This window comes from Gracilibacillus phocaeensis, from assembly GCF_900626275.1.
GTDB classification, from domain to species: domain Bacteria; phylum Bacillota; class Bacilli; order Bacillales; family Amphibacillaceae; genus Gracilibacillus; species Gracilibacillus timonensis.
The window spans coordinates 366,713-379,616 of record NZ_LR131145.1; the positions used below are offsets into that span (position 1 = coordinate 366,713).

Below are 12,904 nucleotides of genomic sequence, written 5' to 3' on the forward strand. Positions count from 1 at the left end.
TTAAATCTCCACGACATAGCTGATAATTTCGTTGATCTTACCATTTTTATGCTTATTCAGCTTATAAATATCACAAAAGCTGTAATGACGTTGCTCTCCATTGGCATCCGTTGAATGGATTGTGCCATTGATAGCGGCCTGTTTTCCATGAGTAATCAAGCATTCCGTTTCCTGTTCAAAAAAATGTCCTTGATCCATCCCTTGCAATGCCATCTTCAAGTCGTCTATCCCTTTTATCGTGTCATTCCCTACCATACGCCACGTAATATCATCGGTTACACTTGCCAAAATGGTTTCTGCGTCTGCCCTTACAAAGGCTTCATTAAATGTCCGAAAAAACTGTTGATTTGCTGTCTCCATATTTACACCTGCCTATTATTTATTCCTTCTTCATTCTACCATATGAAGAAGAAAAAAGACTGGCATTCACCTGATTTTCCTTTTGATGGATGACATCGATTATTTCCTCCAGTGCCTCGTCCATGTTTTGGGCATGAATATGGATTTGCCGGTCATCCGGATAATCCTTCATGGAATGCTGATACCTCGGGTCGTAATAGTACTCTAATAATAACGCCACCGCCTCAGCAAAATCTTCTTGGTGTAGTGCGTCGGCAATTTTTTTGGCAACGGGTGTATGGATATGCCTTCTGATCAGTTGAAAAGACTCCATGATCTCTGCTTGATGCTGTACCGGATCGTATTCGGACAAGATGTTTTCAATACGCTTTGCCACAGGCAGGTGAATGAACAATTGCGTGCCTGCTTCTTTCGCTTCAAGCAAAAAGGGTGGCAGCGTTGCCTTGCCAATCCGTTTGCTTTCCCCCTCTAACAGGATAAACGGTGATTGTTCCAAACGTTCTATTTCCTGAACCAATAAGGAATCAAACACCTTTTGATTATGAGGATCTCGTCCGATCTGACCAAATATCGAGCCACGATGGTTGGCCATACCTTCTAAATCAAGGATAGGATAGCCTTGCTGCTTCAATCGGTTCAGCAAGATCGTTTTTCCCGTACCCGTATAACCATTTAACACATACACATTGGAGGAAAACGACGGGTCTTCCAGGCGATGAACCACCCATTGACGATAAGAGCGAATCCCGCCATCCAGCCGCACAACCGTTTTTCCCATTAAATCCAATACCGTGGCAGCCGTTTTACTACGCATGCCGCCACGCCAGCAGTAAACCATTTTTTCCTTGTCTAACGATTGGAATGCGGCGATAAATGACGGCAACTTTGCTGAAAAAATAGCCAATCCTCTTTCCTTAGCAGCTTCTGGACCAACCTTTTTATAGATAGTCCCTACCTCCGCCCTTTCCTCATTATCAAACACAGGGATATTGATGCTCCCAGGAATATGGAATTCAGCAAATTCTCTTGGTGATCGGACATCCACTAATGCAACAGATTCTTCTTTCTGTTTTCTTAATAAATCATCTAGACTAATATCTTGAAACATGTTCTCACGTCCTCATTAGATAAAACTTTGATTTGCAGGAATATCGTTAATGGAATGTTACTACCCTACCCATGGAGCAAGCTCCAAAGACCCTTATAGGAAGTTTACGTTATTATTCCTCAACCACGATATGTCCGTTTCCGTCTGCCACTTTTCCAATGATCGCTGCCTCCATATCTTTATTCTGCAAATCAGCAAGTAAGCATTCAGCTTCAGCTTCTGGCACAGCTGCTAATAAACCGCCTGAGGTCACCGCGTCAGCTAAGATCCATTGGTCGATCTGATCCAGAGATTCGGCAAACGAGATGTCGTCTTTTAGATAATTAAAATTATTCTTCGTACCACCAGGAACTGCTCCAGCTTCAGCAAGCTCTTTTACCCTTGGCAATACGGGTACTTGGTGAGCAAAAACCTGCAATTCGACATGACTTCCTTTGGCCATTTCGGAGGCATGACCTAGCAAGCCGAATCCAGTCACATCGGTACAGGCATGTACTTGATAGTCGTCCATTGTTTCAGCGGCTTCTTTATTCAAGGTAGCCATCACCTGAGTGACACGTTCAACCTCTGTCTCAGTTAATAAGCCACGCTTAATCGAGGTAGTCAGGATCCCTACACCAATCGGTTTGGTTAAAATAAGTACATCACCTGGCTTGGCACCACTATTTGTCCGAATTTTATCAGGATGAATCGTGCCCGTCACCGCCAGACCGAATTTTGGTTCTTGGTCGTCGATGGAGTGTCCACCCAGTAAGGTGACACCTGCCTCTTTTAGTTTGTTGTCCGCACCTGCCAGAATACGACCTAATATCTGTTTATCCAAATCAGCGATCGGAAAAGCAACAATGTTAAGGGCGGTCAACGGTGTCCCACCCATTGCATAAACATCACTAATCGCATTGGCTGCCGCAATTTGACCAAAAGAATAAGGATCATCGACAATCGGTGTAAAAAAATCCACCGTCTGGACGATTGCGGTATCGTCATTTATTCGATAAACTCCTGCATCATCACTTGTATCCAAACCAACTAACAAATTGGCGTTATCGGTCGCAGGTGAAAAAGATTGCAGTACCTCCCGTAGATCTGCTGGTCCAATCTTACAGCCACACCCTCCTTTAGAGGATAAAGCGGTTAGTTTAATAGATTCCGTGCTACTCATGATATTCAACCTCTCCCTATTTTCGTTTATCTATTTATTTTAACATATAAAAAAAGAAACCCTTTGACTAGAATCTTATTAGTATTCACTACATGATAACAACCAAAGTTTCGATTTTGATCTAGATTATGGGTGTTTGGCCGTCATTTCCATGATGACGGCAATTTCCTCGGCTTCCTCTCCGATTTTGGCCGTCATTTCCATGATGACGACCATTTCCGCGCTTTCCTCTCTGATTTTGGCCGTCATTTCCACGGTGACGGCTATTTCCATGCTTCTACCTCCGATTTTGGCCGTCATTTCCATGATGACGGCCATTTACTCGGCTTCCTCTCCGATTTTGGCCGTCATTTCCATGATGACGCCCATTTCCTCAGCTTCCTCTCCGATTTTGGCCGTCATTTCCATGATGACGGCCATTTCCGCGCTTTCCCCTCCAATTTTGGCCGTCATTTCCACGATGACGACCGTTTCCGCGCTTCTCCCTCCGATTTTGGCCGTCATTTCTACGATGACGACCTTTTTCCCATCTTCCCCTCTGATTTTGGGCGTCATCCCTAGACTGACGATTATTTTCCCAGAACCGCCCATCATTGCAGCTGTCGTTTCCGGGATCTCGCATACGTTCCATACATAGAATCGTTAAATAATAAAAGCCATCCCCAACCTGGGAATGACTTTATTGTTCTTATTCTGGATAAATAACCTTATAACTATTCTCTGCACTATTCTGCATGTATACCTCATCTGGTTTTTGATCGGTAATGAGATAATCGATTTGATTAAAGTCGCAATAAGTAGTTAAGGAATAACTATCAAACTTACTATGGTCCACCATGACAAAAACCTGCTCACTCTTCTCAATCACCTTCGTCTTAATCTGTGTCTCCAGCGGAGAGGAATTAGTGATTCCTTTGCTTAACGAAAGTCCCGTTGAGGCCATAAATGCCTTGTTAAAATTATACTTACTAATCATATTCGCACTCTCGGTGCCCACATACGATCTGGTCGAACGCTCAAACATGCCCCCGGTTGAATAAATATGCAAATGTGGGTAACCAGTAGCCTCCAACGTGAAATCCAAATTATTGGTCACAATGGTAATGTTTTTATCCGTAATAAAAGGAAGCATTTCACCAGTAGTGGTACCGGAGTCAATAAATATAATATCGCCATCCTCGACAAACTGTGCGGCAAGTCTTGCTACTGCTTGTTTCTCTTGAAATTTCTTCACCTTTCGATCTTGGTATGGTACTGTTAGCGGCTTGGCAATCGAAACACCACCATAAACCTTCACCAATTTCTCACTATCTGCTAATTCTTGTACATCTCGTCGAATCGTATTCTTTGATACATTAAACTCTTCCATCAAATCGTCCAGGGAAACCGACTCCCTTTGTTTGACATACTCTAGAATAGCGTTAACCCGTTGTGCTTTCATCATAGGACATTCTCCTTATCCTTTTTATCTATTTGTCTTACATTCTATCAAAACAAAATCAAAAGTTCATCATTTTTTTACAATTTCTCTTTTTAACTTACTCTTTCACTAATCTCTTTATGTTATTCCCCTCATAAACTGTTTTAAACAGAATAAGCTAATTCAAATGAGGATGTTATATAAAAGTTAACCAAAAATATATCAATTTATCATCATTTTATTGTTAACTTTTTGATAGACATGTGTTATAATCATTGCAGAAACGAAAACGCATTCATATTAAATGATCCGACAAACATATCTTAAAGGAGGAACTTTCCATGTCTAGAAAACTAAAAAACTTTATTAACGGTGAATGGCTAGTCAGTAAAACCAATCAGTATGAAGATGTCTATAATCCAGCAACCAAAGAAGTACTAGCAAAAGTACCTATCTCAACAACAGCAGACTTTGAAGAAGCCGTACAAGCTGCTCAAGTCGCTCAAGATAAATGGAAAAACGTATCCGTAGCAAAACGAGCGCGTATTCTTTTCCAATATCAACATCTATTACAAGCACATCAAGAAGAACTTGCCATTCTGATCACGAAGGAAAATGGAAAAAATTACAGTGAGGCACTTGGCGAGGTAGGTCGTGGAATAGAGAACGTGGAATTTGCAGCAGGTGCCCCAACATTGATGATGGGTGATTCGCTCTCCACCATCGCTTCAAATATTGAAGCAGCCAACTATCGCTATCCGGTTGGTGTCGTTGGGGGTATTGCACCATTCAACTTCCCCATGATGGTTCCATGTTGGATGTTCCCAATGGCCATCGCCGTGGGAAATTCCTTTATTTTGAAGCCTTCGGAAAAGACCCCACTGCTTGCAGAGAGATTAGCAGAGTTGTTAGATGAAGCTGGCTTGCCAAAGGGTGTCTTCACGATTATTCATGGAGCACATAATGTCGTAAATGGCATCCTTGATCATCCACTTGTCAAAGCTGTATCTTTTGTTGGTTCTAAGCCAGTTGGAGAATATGTCTATAAACGTGGCAGCGAAAACCTAAAACGTGTGCAAGCTCTTACAGGTGCCAAAAATCATACAACGGTATTAGCTGACGCTGATTTAGACCTTGCTACAAAAGAAATTATCAGTGCCGCCTTTGGCTCTGCTGGCGAGCGTTGTATGGCTTGTGCAGTTGTGACAGTAGAGGAATCCATTGCCGATGCCTTCGTTACCAAACTAAAAGAAGCAACCGACGATATCAAAATGGGAAATGGATTAGATGAAGGTGTTTTCTTAGGTCCTGTCATCCGTGACGAGGCAAAAGAACGTACTTTAAGATATATTAAAAAAGGGCTTGAAGAAGGCGCACAACTAGTGCGTGATGGACGTAGCGAACAAGTAGAAGAGGGTTATTTCGTAGGTCCAACTATTTTTGATGGAGTAACACAAGATATGTCGATTTGGCAGGAGGAAATCTTTGCTCCCGTTCTTTCCATTGTTCGAGTAAAAAATCTCAAAGAAGCTGTAAAATATGCCAATCAATCAGAGTTTGCTAACGGGGCTTGTCTCTTTACCACCAATGCTTTATCGGTTCGCTATTTCCGTGAGAATATAGATGCAGGCATGTTGGGCATTAATTTAGGTGTGCCAGCACCCATGGCCTTTTTCCCATTCTCTGGTTGGAAATCTTCCTTTTTTGGGACACTTCATGCCAATGGAAAAGACAGCGTCGACTTTTATACACGTAAAAAAGTCGTCACCGCTCGTTATCCAGAACCAGATTTCTCTTAGGCAACCAATAGACAGGAAGGATGAGGGTAGTTTCCTTCCTGTTCCACAACATTCTACGCAGGAGGGAACGAAAGCATGGCTACATTATTAAAAAAACCGATCCAGAAAAACATGGCAAAAGGTGTAACATTGATTCACGACGTCAACAAAGCCAACACAGAACTTGAATATGTTGGTTTTAAGATCATTGATTTAGAACCTCAAGGTGTATATGAAGAAATACTCACCGATCATGAACTATGTATCGTTGCCTTGACTGGTCAAATTACGGTATCAGATAGCAACGAAACCTTCGAAGGGGTCGGAACACGTAATAGCGTCTTTGACAGAAAACCAACCGACAGTGTATACGTGTCACACAACAAAACAGTTAAAATCACTGGTAATACCAAGGCACGGGTTGCCCTTTGTTACGCTCCGTCTCATCGAGAACTGCCTACCAAACTGATTAAGGCAGCAGATAACGGCGTCGAACATCGCGGAAAATATCATAACAAACGACAAGTACACAATATTTTGCCCGATTCAGATCCAGCAGCTAACAGTTTACTAGTCGTCGAAGTCTTTACCGAAACAGCCAATTGGTCTAGCTACCCACCACATAAACATGATCAGGATAACCTGCCGGAGGAGTCCTTCTTAGAAGAGAGCTACTATCATGAAATCGACCCGCCCCAAGGGTTCGTCTTCCAGCGTGTGTATACCGAGGATCGCTCACTTGATGAAACAATGGCTGTTGAAAATAGCAATGTCGTACTTGTACCAAAAGGCTATCATCCAGTAGGTGTACCAGACGGCTATGCCTCTTATTACCTTAATGTGATGGCTGGACCTAAACGCGTATGGAAATTCCATAACGAAAAAGATCACGAATGGATCATTAATCGAGAATAAAGTAAGACGATGATCAACGTCCGTTTTATGAAGTGGGACGTTACGAACAGTCCATGTGGTGATCAACCAACGATACCAAAGGAGTGAAAAAAATGGCACTGACGTTTCACCAGAATAGAGAATTTGATATTATCGCGATTGGGCGGGCATGTATTGATTTAAACGCCAATGAATACAACCGCCCGATGGAAGAAACCATGACTTTCACCAAATATGTCGGTGGATCTCCAGCGAATATTGCGATTGGAAGCGGGAAGCTTGGCTTAAAAGCCGGGTTCATCGGTAAAATCCCTAAAGATCAGCACGGAAATTATATCAAGCAATATATGAGTGAAAAAGGGGTAGATACTTCTAACATGGTATTTGATACCGAAGACCGCAAAGCAGGGCTAGCCTTCACAGAAATCCTCAGCCCTGAAGAATGTAGTATCTTAATGTATCGTGACAATGTAGCAGACTTATTCCTCGAACCAGCAGAAGTAAGAGAAGACTATATTAAACAAGCAAAGATTTTACTTGTTTCTGGTACGGCCCTCGCCCTCAGTCCTTCTCGCGAGGCTGTGTTTAAGGCAATCCATGTAGCGAAAAAGCATGACGTAAAGGTTATTTTTGAATTAGATTACCGGGCATACACCTGGAAATCCAAGAATGAAACAGCAATTTATTATTCCTTAGCCGCTGAAATGTCTGATGTCATTATTGGGACACGTGATGAATATGATGTGATGGAAAACCTAGAAAGCGGTGGAGACAACCATAAGACGGTGCAACACTTATTTGCTCACGGCGCAGAACTGGTGGTTATAAAACATGGCGTTGATGGTTCCTATGCTTATGAGCCAGACGGTAGTGTTCATCACGGCCACGCCTATCAAACCAAGGTATTAAAAACATTTGGTGCCGGTGACTCCTATGCCTCCGCCTTCCTATATGCTTTGGTTAAAGAAAAAGACTATGAAACGGCCTTACAATTTGGCAGCGCCTCTGCTTCTATTGTCGTCAGTAAACACAGCTCATCTGAGGCGATGCCGACCGTTGCCGAGATTGAACAACTGATTCGCGATCGCTCGTAAAAAGCACCTTGTTCCAAAAAAATGTACAGGTGACCGCAAACATAACTTACCATATAGAAGAAAGAAGGTTAGATCGTATGGGTGATACAATTCGTTTAACAACCGGGCAAGCCTTAGTCACGTTTTTAAAACAACAGTATCTTCATGTAGACGGTGAAGAATTCCGCTTTGTGGATGGGGTATTCAATATTTTTGGTCATGGCAATGTGCTAGGTATTGGTCAAGCCCTAGAACAATATGGAGACGGTTTAAACATCTATCAAGGCAAAAATGAGCAAGGCATGGCACACGCCGCTATCGCCTTCAGCAAGCAAAAGCTGCGCCAGCAAATCTATGCCGTGACGACATCCATCGGTCCCGGCTCTGCCAATCTTGCGGCCGCAGCTGGAACCGCTTTAGCCAATAATATTCCAGTGTTATTTATCCCGGGCGATGTCTTCTCCAACCGGCAGCCTGACCCTGTTTTACAGCAAGTAGAGCAGGAATATAGTGCGGACGTGTCAACCAATGACGCCTTACGTGCCGTCTCTCGTTATTGGGATCGCATCACTCGCCCAGAGCAGCTTATGTCCAGTTTAGTTCGTGCCTTTGAAGTAATGACAAATCCAGCTACAGCAGGCCCTGTAACGATTGCAATTGGTCAGGATGTGGCTGGCGAAGCCTTTGATTATGAGGAAAGCTTTTTTCAAAAACGGGTACATTACTTGGATCGTAAGTCCCCAGTAGAACGAGAATGGCAAGGGGCTACGCAGTTAATCAAACAGAGCAAAAAACCACTTTTCCTTGTCGGAGGCGGGGCTAAATACTCACAGGCGCAAGCAGTACTGACACGCCTTTCCAAACAACACGATATCCCATTAGTAGAGACACAAGCTGGTAAGGCAACAATCTCCGCAGAATTCCCCAATAACCTGGGTGGACTCGGAGTTACTGGTACCTTCTCCGCTAACAAAGCTGCACAAGAGGCAGACCTGATTATTGGAATCGGTACACGCTATACGGATTTTGCTACATCTTCTAAGACGGCGTTTGACTTTGATCATACCAAGTTCTTAAATATTAATGTCAGTCGCTTTCAAGCCTATAAATTAGACGCCTTTCAAGTTGTTGCCGATGCGCGGGCAACCCTAGAGCAGTTAGAACAAACATTAGGAAACTATCAATCCACATTTGGCGCGAGAACGAGCGAGCTAAAAGCAGAATGGAACCAGGAACGTCAACGTTTAGGATCCATTACGTTTCAAGCGAAAGATTTTATTCCTGAAGTAAAGGATCATCTGCCAGCCTCTGTTTTACAGGAATATGCAGATAGTTTGAAAACAGAATTCGCTCAAACAACCGCCTTATACACGATTAATGAGGCTATTGATCCAAATGCTATTGTGGTGACTTCCTCCGGTTCGTTGCCTGGCGACATGCAGCGCCTCTGGCATCCTAGCAAAGAAAATACGTACCATGTCGAATATGGTTATTCCTGTATGGGATATGAAATAGCCGGTGCATTAGGGGCAAAAATAGCAGCTCCTGATCAAGAAGTCTATTCAATGGTTGGAGATGGCAGTTTTCTTATGCTTCATACTGAATTAGTCACTGCATTGCAATACGATAAGAAAATTAATATCATGTTGTTTGACAATGCTGGGTTTGGTTGCATTAACAACCTGCAAATGGAGCATGGGAGTAACAGTTTCTTCACCGAGTTCCGCAACAACGATGACCAAATTTTAAATATTGATTATGCCAAAGTTGCAGAGGGGTACGGTGCCAAAGTTTACCGTGCCAATACCCCCACTGAATTACAGGCCGCCATTGCAGATGCTAAACAGCAAAATGTCTCCACTTTGATCGAGATGAAGGTACTCCCTAAAACGATGACAGCCGGTTATGAAGCTTGGTGGAATGTCGGTGTAGCGGAAGTATCTAATAATGAGAACGTGCAACAGGCTTATCAGGAAAAACAACAAGTGCGACAATCGGCACGACAATATTAATCACAAATGAGGTGAGCTTATGACAGCTAAATTCATTAAATGGGGAATCGCACCAATTGGTTGGCGCAACGACGACATCCCTTCGATCGGGAAAGACAACACCCTCTCCCATCTACTCAGTGATATTGTCGTTGCAGGCTTTGATGGAACAGAGGTCGGCGGATTTTTCCCGGATGCTACAACACTAAACAAAGAATTACGCTTGCGCAACTTGGAAATTGCGGGGAAATGGTTCTCTAGTTTTATCATTCGTGATGGCATCGATCAAGTAAGTAAGGATTTCCACGAACACTGTCAATACTTGCGTGATGTTGGAGCAGCAGTAGCGGTTGTATCGGAACAAAGCTACAGCATTCAAGCGCTAGACGATAATATTTTTACCGAGAAACCGATTTTTAACGATTCAGAATGGATCACTTTGGCAAAAGGGCTGAATATCTTAGGTCGGATAGCAGCAGAGTATGATTTGTTACTGGTGTTTCATCATCACCTAGGTACGGGCGTCCAAACTTTAGCAGAAATTGATCGTTTAATGGAGACAACGGATGCCAATTATGTCCATCTTCTTTATGATACAGGACATATTTTTGCCTCCGATCATACCTGCATGCCCCTTTTAACAAAACATCGAGATCGTATTAAGCATGTCCATTTCAAAGATATTCGTCAAGATGTGATGGCGGCAGCAGAAGCACAAGGCCTGTCCTTTCGCGATGCCTTCCTGGCAGGCATGTTTACCGTTCCCGGTGATGGTGTAATTGATTTTACCGAAATCTATCAATTCCTTAACGAAACGAAATATCATGGATGGATTGTTGTTGAGGCAGAACAAGACCCTGCACTTGCCCATCCACTGGAGTATGCCTTAATCGCTCGCAAATATATCGACAACATTTTACTAACGAATGAAAGGAGGTAATCGTTATATCACTGGTTACATTAAAAGAATTGCTCCCAAAAGCTAAACAAAATCATTATGCCGTCGGCCAATTCAATATCAACAGCTTTCAATGGGTAGAAGCCATCCTACGTGCTGCAGAACGCCAGCAATCACCCGTTATTCTCGCTTCCACTGATCGAATTGTTGATTATTTGGGCGGAGTAAACGTGATTGCTGCCACCACCAAAAAAATGATAGAAGAAATGAACATTACGGTGCCTGTTGTCCTACACTTGGATCATGGCTTTACGGTTGAGCGTTGTACAGCGGCGATTGATGCTGGTTATAGCTCCGTGATGTATGATGGTTCCAGCCTGCCTTTGCCAGAAAATATTCAGAGAACACGCGAGGTCGTTGCTTACGCCAAAGCTCACCACGTTTCGGTAGAGGCCGAAATCGGTTCCGTTGGCGGTACCGAAGATGGTGTGACATCAGGTATCCAGTATGCCGACCCTAATGAATGTTATCAATTAGTTGCAGCGACAAGGGTGGACGCACTTGCCGCTGCCCTCGGTTCTGTGCACGGCCCCTATCAAGGGGAGCCAAACTTAGCCTTTGATTTAATGAAAGAAATCTCAGACAACTTGATGGATGTTCCGTTCGCCTTACATGGGGGTTCAGGCATTCCCGATTATCAGATCATCAAGGCGATTCGATATGGTCATGCGAAAATCAACGTGAATACAGAATGCAACCAAGCCTGGGCGCAAACCATTCGCACATTGTTAACCGAAAAGCCCGATTTATACAGCCCTCCAGATATTCTCGGACCGGGTATGGCAGCGATCGAGCAAGTAGTAACGAGAAAAATCCAATTGTTCGGTTCTGCGCACAAAGCTGGATAGTTTTTGCTGTTTTTGAAATAGGAAATGCTACATATCAACTGTACGAATGAGAATCTATATTTGGAGGTACGATCATGAACAAAAAAGTAACCGCAGGCATTATTGGGGCAGGACGCATTGGTCAACTGCACGCCCACAACATGCTATTATCTAATCGTTTTCATTTAAAAACGATCTCTGACGTCTATACCGATCACTTGCAGAAAACCGATTTTTTGCAGGCGGTTCCGCATATCACCAACCATGCAGATGAACTGCTCCGTGATCCCGAGATAGATGCGATATTTATCTGTTCCAGTACCGACACGCATACCGATTTTATTACGAAGGCGGCGCAAAACAACAAACATATCTTTTGCGAAAAACCGATCAGCTTCGATATTGAGGAAACGATACGTGCATTAGAAACGATAAAAGCACATAACATTAAATTTCAAGTAGGCTTTAACCGACGCTTTGACCATCACTTCCGCAAGGCACATGATGTCGTTCGGTCTGGAGAGATCGGCACACCACATATTATTAAGATTACATCACGAGATCCCGAAGCACCACCTGAAGCATATATTCAACGGTCTGGTGGCTTATTTATCGACATGACTATTCATGACTTTGATATGATCCGCTATTTATCCGGCCAGCCCATCAAAAATATTACGGTCAAGGCTGCCTCTTTAGTAGATGAGACATTCAGCCGTAATGATGATGTAGACACCGCCATCATAACCGTCACCTTTGCCGATGGTTCCCTTGGCGTGATCGATAACAGTCGTCAAGCAGTCTACGGATATGATCAACGGATTGAGGTGTTTGGCAATCAAGGAATGGTGCAAGTAGAGAATGAAAAACCAACCAATGTCAAAATAAGCACCACCACTTCGGTAACTGAAGATAAACCGAAACACTTCTTCTTAGAGCGTTATAATCAAGGTTATATTGATGAAATCAACACATTCGCTCAGTCGATTTTAAACAATGAGCCCGTTTTGGCACAGTTTGAAGATGGTTTGCAGGCAGAAAGATTGGCCCTAGCAGCTAAGATATCCTGGCAGGAGAACCGAACAGTGGAATTGAATGAGGTACCGTTATAACCTATCCCTAATAGAAATCACCTGGTGGCAACTACCAGATGATTTCTGTTAACTATTTTGCATAACCACTACCATCACGATAAACATTAATAACCATCACGGCAACGATCCCATAAAAACCTTTCCTCGTTAATTCCTTTTGTTGATTACACCCTTTGTGAGAAACGATAGCCAATAGAACCATGGAAATCACAATTAATATAATCAAAATAGGATTCACT

Annotated in this window: 14 protein-coding genes; 7 read left to right on the forward strand and 7 right to left on the reverse strand. The window is 43.1% G+C overall.

The window, feature by feature from the left end; translation table 11 throughout:
• The 6 genes from E0E32_RS17910 to E0E32_RS17935 form a co-directional block, all read right to left on the reverse strand.
• Complete coding sequence (locus E0E32_RS17910; RefSeq protein WP_066191142.1) at positions 1-360, reverse strand: nuclear transport factor 2 family protein; 360 nt, start codon at positions 358-360, stop codon at positions 1-3.
• Between the two features lie 19 nt (positions 361-379).
• Positions 380-1,468, reverse strand: a complete 1,089-nt coding sequence (gene mnmH / locus E0E32_RS17915; RefSeq protein WP_130860362.1) for a tRNA 2-selenouridine(34) synthase MnmH — start codon at positions 1,466-1,468, stop codon at positions 380-382.
• A 112-nt stretch (positions 1,469-1,580) separates the two neighbouring features.
• The gene (gene selD, locus E0E32_RS17920) at positions 1,581-2,630 is read right to left on the reverse strand and encodes a selenide, water dikinase SelD (protein WP_130860363.1); all 1,050 of its coding nucleotides are present in this window, start codon (positions 2,628-2,630) and stop codon (positions 1,581-1,583) included.
• A gap of 126 nt (positions 2,631-2,756) precedes the next feature.
• Positions 2,757-2,948 (reverse strand): hypothetical protein, encoded by a 192-nt coding sequence (locus tag E0E32_RS17925; RefSeq protein WP_130860364.1) that lies wholly within the window; start codon positions 2,946-2,948, stop codon positions 2,757-2,759.
• Positions 2,949-3,224, reverse strand: a complete 276-nt coding sequence (locus E0E32_RS17930) for a hypothetical protein (protein WP_130860365.1) — start codon at positions 3,222-3,224, stop codon at positions 2,949-2,951.
• 94 nt (positions 3,225-3,318) lie between these two features.
• Positions 3,319-4,074 (reverse strand): DeoR/GlpR family DNA-binding transcription regulator, encoded by a 756-nt coding sequence (locus E0E32_RS17935; protein WP_130860366.1) that lies wholly within the window; start codon positions 4,072-4,074, stop codon positions 3,319-3,321.
• Positions 4,075-4,391: 317 nt separating this feature from the next.
• Here E0E32_RS17935 and E0E32_RS17940 point away from each other — a divergent pair, with 317 nt between their 5' ends.
• The 7 genes from E0E32_RS17940 to iolG all read left to right on the forward strand — a co-directional run bounded on the left by E0E32_RS17940 (position 4,392) and on the right by iolG (position 12,683).
• Positions 4,392-5,849 carry a CoA-acylating methylmalonate-semialdehyde dehydrogenase gene (locus E0E32_RS17940; RefSeq protein WP_130860367.1) on the forward strand — a complete coding sequence of 486 codons (1,458 nt, stop codon included), beginning with the start codon at positions 4,392-4,394 and terminating at the stop codon, positions 5,847-5,849.
• 75 nt (positions 5,850-5,924) lie between these two features.
• Positions 5,925-6,743 (forward strand): 5-deoxy-glucuronate isomerase, encoded by an 819-nt coding sequence (iolB, locus tag E0E32_RS17945; RefSeq protein ID WP_130860368.1) that lies wholly within the window; start codon positions 5,925-5,927, stop codon positions 6,741-6,743.
• Positions 6,744-6,835: 92 nt separating this feature from the next.
• Positions 6,836-7,816 carry a 5-dehydro-2-deoxygluconokinase gene (gene iolC, locus E0E32_RS17950; protein ID WP_066191119.1) on the forward strand — a complete coding sequence of 327 codons (981 nt, stop codon included), beginning with the start codon at positions 6,836-6,838 and terminating at the stop codon, positions 7,814-7,816.
• 77 nt (positions 7,817-7,893) lie between these two features.
• Positions 7,894-9,807, forward strand: a complete 1,914-nt coding sequence (gene iolD / locus E0E32_RS17955; RefSeq protein WP_130860369.1) for a 3D-(3,5/4)-trihydroxycyclohexane-1,2-dione acylhydrolase (decyclizing) — start codon at positions 7,894-7,896, stop codon at positions 9,805-9,807.
• Between the two features lie 19 nt (positions 9,808-9,826).
• Entirely contained in the window at positions 9,827-10,726 is a 900-nt protein-coding gene (gene iolE / locus E0E32_RS17960; RefSeq protein WP_130860370.1) for a myo-inosose-2 dehydratase, read from the forward strand.
• A 5-nt stretch (positions 10,727-10,731) separates the two neighbouring features.
• Positions 10,732-11,592, forward strand: a complete 861-nt coding sequence (fba, locus tag E0E32_RS17965; protein ID WP_130860371.1) for a class II fructose-1,6-bisphosphate aldolase — start codon at positions 10,732-10,734, stop codon at positions 11,590-11,592.
• Between the two features lie 74 nt (positions 11,593-11,666).
• Positions 11,667-12,683 carry an inositol 2-dehydrogenase gene (iolG, locus tag E0E32_RS17970; RefSeq protein ID WP_130860372.1) on the forward strand — a complete coding sequence of 339 codons (1,017 nt, stop codon included), beginning with the start codon at positions 11,667-11,669 and terminating at the stop codon, positions 12,681-12,683.
• A 52-nt stretch (positions 12,684-12,735) separates the two neighbouring features.
• On the opposite strand, the gene E0E32_RS22375 is transcribed toward iolG, so the two are convergent.
• Positions 12,736-12,903: a hypothetical protein gene (locus E0E32_RS22375; protein ID WP_161485696.1), complete on the reverse strand. Its 168-nt coding sequence runs from the start codon at positions 12,901-12,903 to the stop codon at positions 12,736-12,738.
• Position 12,904 lies beyond the last annotated feature (1 nt).